Here is a 15,302-nt window from a genome sequence, read left to right on the forward strand (position 1 = left end):
CGTATCCAGGGGAGGGAAACCCTCCGAAGCGACGGGGACTCTACGCTGGAGAGTGCCCGGCCGCAGGCGACTCGGGCCGGGTCGCGCGGTACTGCGACGGTGTGCAGCCCATGACCCGGCGGAAGCTCCGGGAGAAGTGCTCGGAGCCCGAGAAGCCGCAGCGCTGGCCGATGGCTGCGATGGTCTCGGTACCGTTCTCCAGGTGCGTTCGCGCCGACGCGATCCTCAGCTCGGTGAGATACCGGTAGGGCGTGGCGCCCGTGGCGTTCTTGAAGCAGCGCAGGAAGTGGAAGCGGCTGAAGGAGACCAGGGCGGCGAGATCGTCCAGGGTGATGGGCCGCGCAGAGTTGGCTCTCATGTACGCGGTGATGGTGTCCAGTTGCCGCTGGGTGAGACCGCCCGCCGGCGCGCTCGGGGCGGCGGCGCGCGACCGCGGAATGCGGAGGTGGGCGAGGATGAAACGCGCCGCCGAGTCCGCGTACACGTCGTCGGCGCCGAGTTCACTGGCAGCCACCACCGCCTTCACCATCTCGGCGAGCACCGGGTCGGAGGTGACAGCGGGACAAGGGTGCGGGGACTGCCGCTCCCCCATCCGGAATTCCTCGCCGGCAAACCGGCGCACCATGGCCTCGGGAATGGCGAGGGACGCGATCACGGCGGGCCTGTTCCCTCTCGGGGACACGACCAGCGGCCGGTTCGGTTCCGCGGGGGTGACGCAGACGTCCTCCGGCAGCAGGACCGTCTCCCGCGTGTCCCCGCGGTCCCCGTGGACGGCGAGGATGCCGCTCACGTGCACACTCAGCCCGATACCCGTCGACGGCGGCACCGGAAGCGTGTGCACGCCCTTGCCCAGCGTCCGCTTCCACACATGCAGCGCACGCCACATCGTGTGGGCCACCGCGGTGGTTCCGTTCAACGTCGGCGTTCCTCTCTTCCTGGGATCCGACAGTGCTTTCCGGAACCATGGCAAGGAAGACGTGCCGTTCTCAAGGAATCCGCGCGGGAAAAAACGACGCCGGGCGGGATTTATTCAGCGCGGCAATAACCAACCCTGATTCGCCGAGACCCTGGGCGAGGTGGGTTCGAGCCAGAATTCCTCAGCCTCGGCCGGGATTAATTCCGGATGCCTCCGCCGTGCCGCTCAACCAGTCGCGGCGCAGCAACGGCAGTGTGTGCTCGAACTCCCGCACGCCGGTCAGCGGCAGCCGTACCTCGCAGCGTGTGCCGCGTTGCCCGTCCGGGCGGTCCGACATCGAGACCTGCCCCTGGTGCAGGCTGACCTGCTGGGCGACGAGGGTGAGGCCCAGCCCGGAGCCGGGGCTTTCCGGACCGTGCCAAAAGCGCTCGAAGATCTTCTCCCGGCGTTCGGGCGGGACGCCGGGGCCGTCGTCGTCCACGGTGAGCACCGCGGTCCGCTCGCCCGGCCGGTCGGACTGCCGCAGGGTCACCACGATGGTGGCGGCACGTTCGCCGACCCTGCCGTGCACCCGGGCGTTGGTCAGCAGGTTGTCCACCGCCGAGCGCAGCCCCTCCGCCCAGCCGTCCGCGATCAGTCCCGACGCCGCCCGCACGGACACCTCGGTCCCGGGGTGGGCGCGGCGCAGTCCGTCGACGCAGGAGTGCACCAACTCCCCGAGGTCCAGCGACTCGAACGCCTCGGCCTCGACCAGATCGCCCTGCGCCAGGGTCCGCAGCATCGAGAGCAGACCGACCAGCCTCTCCTGCTCGGTCACCAACTCGGCCAGCAACTCGTCCCGTTCCGCCGGTTCGAGCTCGAACGGCCCGGCCAGGACATCCAGATTGGCGCGGATGCTCGTCAACGGCGAACGCAGCTCATGGGAGGCCGCCGCCGCGAACGACCGGGCCGTGGCCAAAGCCTCTCCGGTACGCGCCACCTGCTCGTCGTAGCGGTTGAGCACCGTCTGCAGGGTGAGCGCGAGGTCGTCGACCTCGGCGATGCGGGTGGGCCGGTGTTCCAGCCGGGACGAGCTGGTGCGCGGGTCGAGTCCGCTGGTACGCCGTTGCAGTCGGCGCAGCGGCAGCACAGCGCGGTTCGCGATGGCCCAGGCGACCGCTCCCGCCGTCGGCAGGGCCACCGCGGCCCCGACGTAGACCCGTCGGCGCACCAGCGCCAGCTCCTCCTCGACGGTGTCCGGTGAGAACAGCCAGAGGTTGGGCCGGTCCCGCTGCCGGTCGATCGCGACGGGCAGCGACAGGACCAGCCAGTCCCGGCCTTCGACGGTCACCTTCAGCGGTCTCGGGGCGCTGTACGGCAGCTGCGCGGACGGGAGTTGGGGGCCGGCTCGCAGTGTGCCCGTGGGTCCGGTGACCCATACCCCCATGCCGCTGGTGGACTTGATGAGCCGCTGCCGGCGGACCTGCTCCACAACCGGCTGGCCGGTCCCGGCCGCGTCCAGGTAGTTCTTGGTGTTCTTGGCCACGACGGTGGCACGGGCCTGCAATTGAGCGTCCTGCTGCTGGCGTAGGTCATCGGTGATGAGGCTCAGCAGCAGCCAGCCGCAGGCCACGATCAGCACGGGTACGCCGCCGCCGACGGTGAGGGCGAGCCGGGTGGAGAGCTTCACGGGCCTGCACCGGTCGTCCGCTCACCGGCATCCGTACGCAGGACGAATCCTCCGTCGACCATCAGCACCCGTCACCCGCACTCCGCCGGCCTCGGCCCGTCCAGTGCGTGCGGACGGCCCCCGCCAACACTACGGGGCGGGGGACGTCTGCGGGAAAGGGACCTACGGGTTCGCGGCGCTCCAACAGCCGTCGCCTCGGCAGTTCTTGAGCCGCGTCAGCGCGTCGTGCAGGTTGTCCAGCCGGGCCCCGCCGAGCTGCCCCACGGTGTTGTGCAGCTGGTAGGGGTCGGTGCGGAGGTCGTAGTACTCCTTCGCTCCGCTTCCGTACTCGACGTAGGTGTAGGAGTTGGTGCGCAGGGCGTGGTAGTTCGGCGGGCTGATGCTCTCACCGCCGTTGTTGTCGGGGTCGCCCGGCGACCTGTCGGCGTGACGGTGCTCGATCAGGTTGGTCGTGCGCCAGTTGGAGTCGGGGCCGCCGTCGAGGAGCGGAAGCATGCTGTGCCCGTCCACCCGGGACGACACCGGGGCGCCGCCGATCCGCTGGAAGGTGGGCGCGAGGTCGATGTTCGACACCTGGGCGTTGCTCGTCCTGCCTTTCGCGACACCGGGTCCGGCGATCACCAGCGGTACCCGGACGTCGGTGTCGAAGGCGGTCTGCTTGCCCGCCTTGAGGCGGTACTCGCCCAGGTGGAAGCCGTTGTCGGAGCCGAAGACGATGTACGTGTCGTCGGCGACACCGGCCCGGGTCAGGGCGCCTCGCAGCTTCCCGATCATCTCGTCGACCGACTGGAGCGCCTGGGCACGCTTGCGGAACTTCCGGTCGATCGTGTTCTTCTCGCGCTGGGTCAGCCGGTCCTGCCGGGCCAGCCACGGCGGGGCGTTAGTCGGCAGCTTGTCGAACGCGGGGCTGCGCGGGGCCTCAAGGCCGGGGAAGGCGTTCTCGTGGCGGGGCGCCGGCGTTGAGGGGCCGTGCGGCGTGAAGAGTGCGATCTCCAGCAGGAACGGCTTGTCCGCCGCTGCGGACTTCTTGACGAAGCTCGTGCCCTTCTTGCTCAGCACGTCGGTCAGATAGTCCTTGGGCCGGTCGTCGTGCGACTCGATCTGGTGGTTGTGGGCGAGCTTGTAGTTGTAGCCCTCATAGCCGCCGCCGACGACGTCCCACTGGTTCCAGCCCGGCGGTACGTACGGCTTCTGGCCCGCGACCGTGTCGCCCGGGCTGTAGCCGTTCAGGTACTTGCCCATCATGGCGGTGCGATAGCCCTTGGCCTGAAGGGCCGTGGCGAAGGTGTCCCGCTCCTCCCCGCCGCTGTGGAAGGCGCCGAATCCGCCGTTCGGCCCCTCGTTGCTGAGGACTCCGGTGTTGTGCGGGTACCGGCCGGTGAAGAGGGACGCCCGGGACGGGCAGCAGAGCGAGTTGCTGACCACGAAGTCGCTGAACGTCATGCCCTGCGACTGGAGTTTCTGAACCTCCGGCATGTACGGCAGGAGATTCGAGGACATGTCGTCGGTGAGGACGAAGACAATGTTCGGCTTTTCCGCAACGGCCGCGACCGGCTGTGTGGCGACGGCGGGACTGTTTGTCACGGCCATTCCACTCGGGGCTGCCAGAGCCAGTGCCGCTGCGCCGACCATCAAGGTCAGCAATTGACGAGTACGAATCATATCGAAAGCGTGGCAGTCGGATTCCGTGCCGGTCAACATTCATAAGTGCTGGGGGAATTATTCCGGGATTTATTCCGGCTCTGCGGCCAGTCAATTCGGCACGCAACAAAGGAACACCGGGCGCAGGCACGAAAACCCGTGCCTGCGCCCGGTGTTCCGGGGAACCGGAGGATCAGGCCCTGCTCGCGGCCTGGTAGAGCCGGCGGGCGCGGTCGCCGAGACGCGGGTGGTACTCGCTCACGTCCGTGCCGACGGCGATGTTGCCGACCAGAACACCGACACCCTTGTCGGCCTTGAACTCGGCGAGGAAGGCACCGCCGCTGGATCCGCCGGTCTGCACGCAGTCGATGCCCCACATGGTGGAGCCGGGGCGCCCGAGGTCGCGGTGCTCCTTGCCCTGGCAGTGGTTCAGCCGCTCGCCGTTGCCCTCGGCGCGCGAACCGCCGTAGCCGAAGGAATGGACGTAACGCCCGGTCGGCGCATTGAACTTGATGCCCTGCGCTCCACCCACGATCTTGGCGAGCGGGCGGCCGTCACGCTTGCGCAGGGCGGCGAAGGCGACATCCCAGTTGGCATTGCCCTGGCTGGACACGTACGACTTCAGATGGAAGAGCTTCTTCGCGGTGAAGGTGCCGTGCGGGCGCTCACCCTTGTGGTAGCCCGGGATGAAGATCCATTTGCGGAAGACCCCGCCGGTACGGGCGTCCACCACACAGTGCCCCGCGGTGAGGACGACCGACTTGTTCCTGGTGTTGGCGACGGTCGCCGAGCAGGTGAACAGGTCGCCGGCGGCATTCTCGAAGAACACCTTGCCCGCGGTCCTGCTGATCAGCCCGCCGCGCTTCCAGGGCTTCGGCTCGGAAGCGAGCGTGGACACGGGCGTCTCGTCGGTGGCGGGCGCGGTGGTCTCCGCGTCCGGGAAGACCACGGGCGGGACGGACAGTCGAGGCCCGCCGTCGTCGGTGGCGGACGACGTGACGGCGGGCGCCTCCGGGGCGGCGGTGGGCGCGGCCATCTCCCTGGCGGAGTTCAGCCGGGCGTCGGTCCAGAACTCCAGGGCCCTGTCCTGCTCCTGGTCGGAGAAGGCGGTGGCACGGGTCTCGTTGTCGGCGGGTGCGGGTCCCGCCTGCGCCGGCCCGACGGTGGCTCCCAGGGCGGCCAGGCTGAGGATGCTGACCAGCATCGCGGTACGTCTCATGGAATCGGCTCCGAAGAAGGTGGGGGGTGCTACGGCATGGCGTGGCGTCGCGATGCCGGACGCCCGGGGACTTCACGGGCGTCCGGCACCGGCTCAGCGGGTCAGCGGGTCAGCAGCTGAGGTTCTTGCCCGGCTTGACGTCGAGGATCTTGGTGAACTTCTTGTACGTGTTGACCCGGCTCCGCACCTGGGCCGGGTTGCCGCCGTTGCACTCGATGGCGCCGTTGATGCTGCGGATCGTCTGTCCGAAGCCCTTGCCCTGGACCATGGCGCTGTGCGGGGTCATGGTGCCCGCGCCGGACTGGGTCATCCAGAACCACAGTCCCGTCTTCCACGCCACGACGGGGTTCTTCTGCACCAGCCCCGGCTTGTGGAGCAGGTCGATGCCGAGCGCGTCACCGGCGGCCTTGTAGTTGAAGTTCCAGCTGAGCTGGATCGGCCCGCGACCGTGGTACGCGGACTGCCCCGCCGGGCAGCCGTACGGCTGCGTGGTGTCGCAGTACGACGGCCAGTTGGCCTGGTTCTGCTCGACGATGTAGCGCCCGCCGCCGGTCTCGTGGTGGACGTTGGCGAGGAAGGCGGCCGCCTCACGCTTCTTGGTCCTGGCGTTGCCCTTGTCCGCGAAGGCCGGGTACTTCTTCATCGCCTTGACCAGGGCTTCGTAGTTGTAGAAGGGCTTGTGGTGGGGGAACATCCTGTTGTACTCCGCCTTGCTGACGACGAAGTCACCCTGGGCGGCGGGCGCGGCGAGCTCGGCAGGCGCGGCGGACGCGGTCGCCGCGGTGAGCCCGGCCCCGGTCGTCGCCAGCAGCACGGCGGTCAGAAGGGCATGAGCGGTACGCATCTTCGGCATGGTGGAAACTCCCCGATTGAGTGGGTTCTTGGTCGACGGAATGAATCAGCCGGTCAGCGGACGAACTTCCACTTGACCTTGTGAATGACGCCCTTGGAAGGATCGGCCAGCCGCGCGAAAGCCGGCTGACTGAGGTCTATGTGCTTGGATCCGCATTCCATGCACTTGTCCCTGACCGGGACGGTGATGGTCTTGCCGCGGAAGGTCAGCCGGACCTTGGCGTGACAGAGCGGGTCCCTGTTGGGGTTCTCGGCCTTCCACCACTTCGGTGAGACCGCCACGAGCATCTGGGTCGCGGCGTCGAGCGGCTTCCCGCAGGCCCCGGTGCCGGCATCGTTGTAGAAAGTCGCCTTGCCCTGGCGGACCTTGCCGAACGGGACCGCGGACGCCGGCGACGCCTGGGCGACTCCGAGCACGGCCGCCGCCAGCGTGACGGCGAGGACCGACTTCGTACGACGGACAACGGGCATGACAGATCGCCTTTCGTCGGTGGATCGGGAGAGGAGAGCGGCCGTACCGGCCCGTCAGAACGGGGTCAGCGTCAGGTGCATGGCCTGCGGCTGGGTGTCCTGGATGTACGACGCCCACTCGGCGACGTCGTCGAAGGCAAAGCCGTACGCCTTGCCGTTGCCCATCTGGGCGTGGATGGCTCGCGCGTAGTGGTTGGTGATCTCCGGCTTGTAGAAGGTCGCCGCGCGGGTGGTGGGCTGCTTCGGATGGCTGAGCAGCGTGGAACGGTTGAAGCCGGCGCCCAGGATCGCGGCGACCGGACCGGTGACCCCGTCGTTGGGGGCGGCGAGCGCGCCGTCGCAGAAGAGCACGTCGCGGGTGGAGGGCTTGGCGAAGGAGACCGTCGCCGGGCCGTGGAAGGTGAGCTTGCCGTTGTCGACCCGGCCGGTGAACGCACCCGCGACGGTACGGACATGGAGCGGCTGCTGCCGGTAGGCCTGCCAGACCTTGTCGATGTACGGGTCGAAGTAGTGCTTGCCGAACCGACCGGCGTCGAGTCCGTGACTCGGCGCGATGACCCGCCGCTCGCCGACGACCAGCTTCCCGAATCCAGGGGTGTTCCCCATGGCCCGGAAGATGCGGGCCCGGCCGCCCTGCCGCATCGTGCCGGTGGTCTGGTCCCGGTTCCCGGAGAGCCGGATCATCAGCGGCACGCTGAACATGTCGACCATGGTCGTGTTGCAGAACATGCCGGACTCGTTGTGCGTGAACTCCACGAAGTCGTGCAGCACGGGGAAGTTGGGGTCGTTCTTCACCCAGCCCGCCGGGTGCTGGAGCGCGGGCCGTCCGGCCCCGTCCTGGACGGCCTTGAGCTTGAGCCTGCCGCCCAGGGACACGTAGATCCGGCCGGACATGTGCGGCAGCCGGATCCGCGTGGTGCCGCGGGCGTCGAGCGGGATGGCGTAGTCGGTGAAGCCGTTGTCCTTGTTGTCGGAGACCTTGACCGGCTCGACCGTGCCGCGGCGTGTGACCCGGACCTGACGGTCGCCCCGGCTGCCGACTATGTACAGGTGCACGTTGCGGTTGGCGAACTCACCGCTGTTGTTGTGGATGACCAGAGGCAGGCCGCCGGCGCGCTCCTCCGGGAGGGCCGGGCCGTCCCCGTCCGCGGCGAGGGCCGGACGCGCACCCGCGGCGAGCGCGGCGCCGGCCACTGCGGTACCGGCCAGCGAGGTGAGTGCCCTGCGGCGGGAGAACACCGGTGAATCAAGCGGCACCATGCGGGAAATCCCTTTCTTTACCACGGACATGTCCGTTTCTTTTCTCGAACACTCCTTGCTTGAACGCGGTCAAACGTAGCCAGCGGTGTCGCGCGGCAGTCATCAAAAATTGCTGGGGGACGGACAGTTGTTGCGCGGCCGTTGTGCGTAGAGAGCTGTTGCAGGAACCGCGAACGTCAAAAAGGCTGTGCCTGCCCGGGAATTACCAGCAAAAGGGTGGACCGAGACTCAGCGCGGCGTCGCCTCGATGAACGAGAACGGCGGGGTACCGGAGACGTCCACCGGGGAAGCGCAGACCCATCCCGAACCTCAGCGGAGCCTGCGGCGTGCAAGGCGCAGGGCCGTGTGGGTTACACTTGGTTCAGAGCTGGTCGCCGGAACTTCGGTTGGCTGGTGTTGCGTTGGTGGTCCAAGGAAAGACGCCCCACTTCCTGTGGGGAGATGCAGGTGCAAGGCCTGCCCGGCGCTCGGATTCGGGCCCGTCCACGGTTTGCGTGGACGGGCCCGATTTTTTGTGCGGTCGGGGCCGGGAGCGTCAGGTGGTGGGGGCGCCTCCCCTGTCGTGGGTGGAGAGGTGCTCGAAGGTTTCGCCGGTGGCGGTGATGGTTCGGGTCACGTCGCGGCCGCCGTACACCCAGTAGATCCGCATGACTCCCTGTCCCCGGTTGAAGAAGCGGTGCGGGACTCCGGCCGGGACCCAGGTCGCCTGGCCGGTCTCCAGGTCGAAGAACTCGCCGGCTATCTCCGCGGTGGCCTCGCCTTCGAGGATCAGGACGGACTCCTCGACGTTGTGGCTGTGGAGGGGCAGGCCGGTGCCGGGCTGGAAGACCGTCTGACCGGTGGTGACGGTCGCCCGGTCGGAGTTCCATCTGCCGACGTAGGGGATGGTGGCCACACCTCCGCCGCGGTCGAAGCGGGCGACCTCGTCGGGGTGGACGAGCAGCGCCGGGGCACTGGGGCGGTGGGGGCACATGTGGGCGGCTCCGATCAGGCGTGGTGGAACAGGCGGCGGGAGAGGGTGTTGACCTGGCTGCCGGGCACGACGTACTTCGCGGCCGCCTCGCGCCAGACCTTGTAGTGGGGCGCGGTGCGGTGGGCGTCGACGGCGGCCTCGTCGTCGTAGATCTCGTGGAAGACGAAGTGGTGGTCGTCGTCCAGGTCGCAGACGACGTCGAAGGCGCGGCAGCCGGGCTCGTCGGCGAAGGTGCGTTCGGCGTTCTCCTCGATGGCCCCGAGGAAGGCGTCACGGCAGCCGGGGACGACCTGGAGGGACACGGTCAGGGCGATCATGCGGGGAACTCCTCGGACTTGGAGGGGACGGTGCGAGCTGCGGGCAGGGGTACGGCCGTGGTGACGGCGATCCTCGTGAGAGCGGTCCAGGTGTCGTCGGCGAGTGTGATGCCCTCCGTGCGCAGGCGTTCGGCCGTACGGGCCTCCGGCTCTCCCGGGACGAACACCTCCGCCGCACCCGGGGCGGTGGGAGTGGACTTCGTCTCCTCGATGAGGGCCTCGATCCGCTCCTCGAACTCCGCCGGGTCGGCCATCGACCGGATGTCGACGCAGATCAGCAGGTGGCCGACGCCGCTGCGGCCCGTCGCGCGGTACGGGCCTACGACCCCGGAGCCGAACGCGCTGCCGGTCAGCACGCCCGCCAGCACCTCGAACATGAAGGAGATGGCATAGCCCTTGTGGCCGGCCATCGGTAGGATCAGGCCCTCGATCGCGCGGCGTGGGTCAGTGGTCGGAGCGCCGTCCGCGTCGGCCGCCCAGCCCGCCGGGATCGGTTCGCCGCGTTCCTGGGCTGCGTAGATCTTGCCGCGTGCGACGGCGGTGTTGGCGATGTCCATCACGACCGTGCCGTAGCGGCCGCCAGGTGCCGCGATCGACCACGGGTTGGTGCCGAGCCGCTTCTCCCGGCCGCCCCAAGGGGCCATCGCCGGGCTGGCGTTGGTGGCCAGCAACGCCACACAGCCCTCATCGGCGGCCTTGCGGGTGAAGTACGCCGCCGTCCCGAAGTGGCCGGAGTTGCGGAGCGCGACCGCGCTGATGCCGTGGCGCCGGGCGCGTTCCACGCCCCAGGTGATCGCGCGGTCGGCGAGCACCTGGCCGAGACCGTCGCGGCCGTCGACGACGAGTACGGCGCCGTTGTCGGACACTATGGCCGGAGCGGTCACCGCTGCCGTCGCGCCGCTCTCGATACGGGCCAGGTACCACGGCAGCCTCAGCATCCCGTGGGACGGATGGCCCCAGAGCTCCGCCGTCACCAGGGTGTCCGCGAGCAGACGGGCGTCGGCGGCCGGAACGCCGTGCGCCTCAACGGTGGCGGCGGCGAACTCCAGCAGGTCCGGGGCGCCGACGGTGTGCGGCATGGTGGCCCTCCTGGCTGACTGGGTGAGTGGCAGGCGCGTTAACTGGCGTGCTGTATTCATTACTGTATACAGCAGTGGATACAGCAAGACCATGGGTGGGTCGGTCCGGCCCTGGCGGCGCCCGACCTCGGCCCGCACTCAGCCCGCGATATCCACCTGGAACTCCGCCCCGGTCGTCAGGTCGTGACTCGTCAGGCTCTCGATCAGGGCGTTCTGGGTCTGGGCGAGGTGGTGTCGGCCGGCCGCCTCCGCCGCCGGGGCGTCGCCCTGCACGATCGCCCTGAGCATCGCGCGGTGCTCCTCCAGCGAGGTCAGCATGCGGCGCGGGCCGCTGTGCGAGATCCGGCGCAGGCGGGCGGTCTGGCCGCGCAGGTCGCGGATCGTGCGGGCGAGGTAGGGGTTGCGGCAGGCGGCGATGACGGCCTGGTCGAAGGACTCGCTGATGTCGTAGAACTCCTGGTAGGAGCGGGTCTGCTCGGCGGTGTCCAGGGTGCTGAAGGTCGCGTCGAACTCCTCCAGGCGGGTGAGCAGTTCGCGGAACGGCACCAGCACCCGCTCGTCCGCCGCCCCCGCCCGCGTGACCGACGCGGCCGCCTCGGGTTCCAGGAGCATGCGGAACTCGAACAGGGCCCGCACTCCGCCGAGCGAGATCGTGGCCACCCTGGCCACCTCACCGGGTACGAAGTCGACCAGCCCCTCCCCCGCGAGGCGCCGGATGGCCTCGCGGACCGGGGTGCGTGAGGCACCCAGTTCCTCGCCCAGCTGGACCTCGCTGAGCTTGGCGCCCGGACGCAGCCGCAGCGACTCGATGTCGGCCTTGAGCCGCTCGTAGACCGCCGCGCTCTTTCCCGTCGCCCGCACCATGGAACTCCCTCGCGCTCTCGCCGTACACCAGGCTGTATACAGGCTAGCGGCCCGGGGTGGCGAATATCGCGAGTCGTCGGGGATGCCCGTGCCGGTCAGTCGTCGGGGATGCCCGTGCCTGGTCAGTCGTCGGGGATGCCCGTGCCTGGTCAGTCGTCGGGGATGCCCGGGCCACTGAGGGCGGGGACCGTCCGCTCGGGGCGGGTGAGGGAGCGGGCGCCGAGGCGGAACTGGGTCAGTTTGTCGATGATGGTCTGGCCGACGGGGGTGTGGCCCCAGATGCTGATGCCCTGGTGGGTGCCGGGTTCCCAGGTGGACTCGTCGATGACCACCGGGTTCCAGCCGACCTCCCACTCGAAGCCCGAGGGCGTGCGGGCGTAGTAGGAGAGCTCCTTGTCGTTGGTGTGTTGCCCCACGGACAGGGCCATGTCGAAGCCGAGTTCGTGGACGCGCTGGTAGCTGCGGGCCACGTCGTCGAGGGTGGCGGCCTGGATGTTGAGGTGCTGGACGCGGGTGCGGATCGGGTCGACGGGCAGGCCGCGGACGGCGGCGATGGCGATGGAGTGGTGGCGTTCGTTGACGCGCAGGAAGCGGATCTTGAGCTTCACGCCGCTGATCGTCTCGTCGATGTAGTCGGTGAGACGGGCGTCGAAGACCGTGTCGAAGTAGCCGCGCATCAGGGCCGGTCTGGTGGAGGTGATGGCGACGTGGCCCATGCCCGAGTCGCCCGTGACCCAGCCGGACGCGAGCATGTCGAGGGGCTGCGGCGAGAGGACGGGGCTCGTGTAGATCTCCTGGGTGATGCCCTTGGGGCCGGGGAAGCGCAGCAGGCGTTCGACGCCGCGCATCCTCGCCTCCTCGGCGGATCCCCGAACGACGGGGACACCATGGGCGCGGACGCGGGCTTCGATCTGTTCGAAGGAGGCGTGGTCGTCGATGTGCCAACCGGTCGCCACGACGTCCTCGGCCGGCCCGCGCCGCAGCAGGAAGCGGCACTCCTGGCCGTCGAGGCGGAAGCGCATCAGGCCGGTGTCGAGGTCGTCGTGGTGCATGCCGATGGCGTCGGTCCCGAAGCGGCGCCAGTCGGCGAAGCGGTCGGTCTCGATGACGATGTAGCCCAGGTGGACCGCACCGAAGACGGACGGGGAGGTGTACGGGGTCATCGGCGGCCCGCCAGGAAGTCTGTGCAGAGCCGGTTGAACAGCTCGGCGCGCTCGAACTGCACCCAGTGCCCGGTGTTGGCGACCTCGTACAGGTCGCAGTCGGGCATGCGGTCGGCCAGCATCCGGCCGCCGGACGGGCGGTTGACCCTGTCGGCCGCGCCCCACAGCACCAGGGTCGGCACGGGCAGGCGGGCCAGGCGGGTGTCGCGGGTGAAGTCCATTCGCCACAGCGTGCGCAGGGCGTTCGGGCCGGAGGGGCGGCGCAGCGGCGGGGCCGCGATCACCTCCGGGTCGATGCTGGCGCGGTAGCGCGCGTCGATGACGCCGTCGGGGACGTCGGCGGCGTTGAAGACGAGGTAGGTGCGGATGAACTTCTCCAGCTTCAGCCGCGAAGGGCCGTCGCCGGAGTAGTAGTCGAGCAGGCTGTTCAGACCCGGCGTCGGCAGCGCGCGGGTGGTGCCGACGCCGCCGGGGCCCATCAGGACCATGCGGTCGACCCGGTCGGGGGTGTCCAGGGCGAGCCGCAGGGCGCAGGCGCCGCCGTAGGAGTTGCCCACCAAGTGGGCCTTGTCCAGGCCGAGTTCGTCGAGCAGGCCGCGGATGCCGGAGGCGAGGTGGCCGAAGGGGTCCGTGCCGTCCACGCCCTTGGTGCTACGGCCGTAGCCGGGCAGGTCGGGGACGATGACCCGGTACTCCTTGGCCAGGGCGGCGATGTTGCGGGCGTAGTTGGAGACGCCCGAGGCGCCGGGGCCGCCGCCGTGCAGGAGCAGGACCGGCGGGCCGTCGCCGGTCTCCGCGACGAAGATCTTCCTGCCGAGGACCTCGACCAGTGACTCGTGCATCGGGGTTGGTGGTGGGGTGTGAGTGTGGGTGCTCATGGCGTTCCTTGGGCTGCGGGCGAGGAGGACGAGGCGGGCGAGGCGGGCGAGGCGGGCGAGGCAGGCGGGGGTGTCGTTGCGGGCGGAGTACTCGCTGTGTTCGTGCGCGGGGTCAGGGTCAGTCCCTCCGGGGGCGGTGGGAGCGGGGTGCCGGTGGGGGCGGCCGCGTAGACGTAGGCGTCGGGGCGCAGCGCGAGGGTGGTGGCGCGGTGGCTGGTCAGCCAGGCGCGCAGTACGCCGTCACAGTCGACGACCGCGCCCTCGGCGGGACTTGAGCCGGCCGGCAGGACGGTCAGGGAGGGGACGCCGGCCCGCTCCCACTCGGGCTGCGGGGTCGGCAGGGCTCCGTGCAGGAGCAGCCAGCGGCCGCCGAGCACGTCGTCCAGCCGGACCCGGGTGCCGTCGGGGGCGGTGACCCAGGGCTGCGGGATCTGGTGGCCGGGGGCCGTGGTGCGGGAGGCGCGGGTACGGGAGGTGCCGGTGTGGGCCGTACCCGTGTGGGGCGTACCCGTGTGGGCTGCACCCGTGTGGGCCGTACCCGTGTCGGCCTTACCCGTGTGGGCTGCACCCATGTGGGCCGTACCGGTGTCGGCCGGCCCGGTGCGGGAAGTACCGGCGCCGGAGGCACGCCACCTACCGAACGTGATGCCGGAGGACTTGATGCGGGGCCGGTCCCGGAGGCCGTCCGCGTAGTGGGCGACCGGGATCCAGTTGGAGTCCTGGAGGCGGCCGGCGACGCCCGGTACCCGGTTCAGCAGCGGCAGCACCGCGTCCCGGACCCGGGTGACCGCGAGCCGCCGGTCGGTGATGATGCGGCCGACGAACACCGCGCGCCGCGTGACTTCCTTGACGTGCGGCTTGCGTTCGGCCTCGTAGCTGTCGAGCACCGACTCGGGCAGCTCCCCGCGCAGCACCGCGTCGAGCTTCCAGCACAGGTTCGCCACGTCACGCACGCCTGCGGCCATGCCCTGCCCGATCCACGGCGGCATCGCATGCGCGGCGTCACCGGCGAGGAAGACCCGGCCCACCCGGAATCGGGCGGCGAAGCGGACATGGTGGCTGTAGACGGTGGCGCGCAGGATCTCGATCTGGTCGGGGCCGATGCCGTACCGGGTCACCATCGCGTGGATCGCCTCGTCGGTCGTCAGGTGCCGCTCGTCGTCGCCCGGCAGGATCGGGAACTCCCAGCGGTGGTGGCCGAGCGGGGTCGGGCAGTCGACCGCCGGGCGGGCCGGGTCGCAGCGGAAGCGCAGCCGGTCGTGGTCGGGCCAGGGCTTCAGCATCTTGGTGTCGATGACGACCCAGCGGTCCTCGTACGTCCGTCCCTCGTAGCCCACGTTGAGCTGGGCGCGGGTGAGGCTGGAGCCGCCGTCGGCGGCGATGACGTACCGGGCGCGCAGCCGTCGTACGGAGTCGTCGGCGGTGCCCACGACGGTCAGTTCCACCCCGTCGGCGTCCTGGCGCAGCCGCAGGCACTCGTGGCGCAGCCACACCTCGACATTGGGGTGGCGGGCGACTCCGTCGCGCAGGACCTGCTCCAGTGCGGGCTGGTAGAGGAACATCTGCGGCGGGTGGCCATGGCCGCGCGGTGTGGGGTGGGCGCTGAGGAAGGCGCGGCCGCGCGCGTCGACGAAGTCGAGCGGCCGGTCGGCGAGCATGTCCTGCTTCAGCCGGTCGGCCAGGCCGATGCGCTGCCAGATCCGCATGACCTCCTCGTCGGTGGAGATCGCCCGGGCCCGGGAGTAGATCTCGGCGTCGCGCTCCAGCACGACGACCCGCAGGCCCGCCGCGCCCAGCAGATTCGCGGCGGTCACGCCGGTGGGGCCGTACCCGATCACCGCCACGTCGTACTCGGCCTCGCCACCTCCGTGGTCGCCACCGCCGTCGTCGGCCCCGGCTCCGGCCCTGCTCCCGGCGCTGATCTCACTCATCGGGCCACCTCACTGTCGTCCCTGTCGCGGTTGCTCCGCTGCTTCTCGTGGCTCCGCGTGGCTCTTCGC

14 protein-coding genes are annotated in these 15,302 nt (G+C 70.0%); all 14 read right to left on the reverse strand.

Annotated elements, in window-relative coordinates; all coding sequences use genetic code 11:
• Nucleotides 1–40 precede the first annotated feature (40 nt).
• Nucleotides 41–916 (reverse strand): helix-turn-helix domain-containing protein, encoded by an 876-nt coding sequence (locus CP983_RS10575; protein ID WP_150499422.1) that lies wholly within the window; start codon nucleotides 914–916, stop codon nucleotides 41–43.
• A 181-nt stretch (nucleotides 917–1,097) separates the two neighbouring features.
• Nucleotides 1,098–2,585 (reverse strand): sensor histidine kinase, encoded by a 1,488-nt coding sequence (locus CP983_RS10580; RefSeq protein WP_150499423.1) that lies wholly within the window; start codon nucleotides 2,583–2,585, stop codon nucleotides 1,098–1,100.
• Between the two features lie 162 nt (nucleotides 2,586–2,747).
• Complete coding sequence (locus tag CP983_RS10585) at nucleotides 2,748–4,175, reverse strand: sulfatase family protein (protein WP_373309795.1); 1,428 nt, start codon at nucleotides 4,173–4,175, stop codon at nucleotides 2,748–2,750.
• Nucleotides 4,176–4,419: 244 nt separating this feature from the next.
• On the reverse strand, nucleotides 4,420–5,445 hold the full coding sequence (locus CP983_RS10590; RefSeq protein WP_150499424.1) for a trypsin-like serine peptidase: 1,026 nt from the start codon (nucleotides 5,443–5,445) through the stop codon (nucleotides 4,420–4,422).
• A gap of 109 nt (nucleotides 5,446–5,554) precedes the next feature.
• On the reverse strand, nucleotides 5,555–6,289 hold the full coding sequence (locus tag CP983_RS10595; protein ID WP_373309796.1) for a chitinase: 735 nt from the start codon (nucleotides 6,287–6,289) through the stop codon (nucleotides 5,555–5,557).
• A gap of 62 nt (nucleotides 6,290–6,351) precedes the next feature.
• A complete protein-coding gene (locus tag CP983_RS10600; RefSeq protein ID WP_150499426.1) occupies nucleotides 6,352–6,768 on the reverse strand; it encodes a cysteine/serine endopeptidase inhibitor in 417 nt (138 codons plus the stop codon).
• A 54-nt stretch (nucleotides 6,769–6,822) separates the two neighbouring features.
• The gene (locus tag CP983_RS10605; protein ID WP_229914688.1) at nucleotides 6,823–8,028 is read right to left on the reverse strand and encodes a beta-1,3-glucanase family protein; all 1,206 of its coding nucleotides are present in this window, start codon (nucleotides 8,026–8,028) and stop codon (nucleotides 6,823–6,825) included.
• Between the two features lie 535 nt (nucleotides 8,029–8,563).
• Nucleotides 8,564–9,001 carry a cupin domain-containing protein gene (locus CP983_RS10610; RefSeq protein WP_150499428.1) on the reverse strand — a complete coding sequence of 146 codons (438 nt, stop codon included), beginning with the start codon at nucleotides 8,999–9,001 and terminating at the stop codon, nucleotides 8,564–8,566.
• Nucleotides 9,002–9,015: 14 nt separating this feature from the next.
• Entirely contained in the window at nucleotides 9,016–9,318 is a 303-nt protein-coding gene (locus CP983_RS10615) for a putative quinol monooxygenase (RefSeq protein WP_150499429.1), read from the reverse strand.
• Complete coding sequence (locus CP983_RS10620) at nucleotides 9,315–10,397, reverse strand: Ldh family oxidoreductase (protein ID WP_150499430.1); 1,083 nt, start codon at nucleotides 10,395–10,397, stop codon at nucleotides 9,315–9,317. The genes CP983_RS10615 and CP983_RS10620 overlap by 4 nt, the downstream gene beginning before the upstream one ends.
• A gap of 138 nt (nucleotides 10,398–10,535) precedes the next feature.
• Nucleotides 10,536–11,261: a GntR family transcriptional regulator gene (locus tag CP983_RS10625; RefSeq protein ID WP_150499431.1), complete on the reverse strand. Its 726-nt coding sequence runs from the start codon at nucleotides 11,259–11,261 to the stop codon at nucleotides 10,536–10,538.
• Between the two features lie 149 nt (nucleotides 11,262–11,410).
• Nucleotides 11,411–12,424, reverse strand: a complete 1,014-nt coding sequence (locus CP983_RS10630; RefSeq protein ID WP_150499432.1) for a VOC family protein — start codon at nucleotides 12,422–12,424, stop codon at nucleotides 11,411–11,413.
• Complete coding sequence (locus CP983_RS10635) at nucleotides 12,421–13,302, reverse strand: alpha/beta fold hydrolase (protein WP_189748539.1); 882 nt, start codon at nucleotides 13,300–13,302, stop codon at nucleotides 12,421–12,423. Before CP983_RS10635 ends, CP983_RS10630 begins: the two co-directional genes overlap by 4 nt.
• Nucleotides 13,299–15,233: a bifunctional 3-(3-hydroxy-phenyl)propionate/3-hydroxycinnamic acid hydroxylase gene (locus CP983_RS10640; RefSeq protein WP_150499433.1), complete on the reverse strand. Its 1,935-nt coding sequence runs from the start codon at nucleotides 15,231–15,233 to the stop codon at nucleotides 13,299–13,301. Before CP983_RS10640 ends, CP983_RS10635 begins: the two co-directional genes overlap by 4 nt.
• Nucleotides 15,234–15,302: the final 69 nt, after the last annotated feature.

This window comes from Streptomyces chartreusis (genome assembly GCF_008704715.1).
GTDB classification, from domain to species: Bacteria; Actinomycetota; Actinomycetes; order Streptomycetales; family Streptomycetaceae; genus Streptomyces; species Streptomyces chartreusis.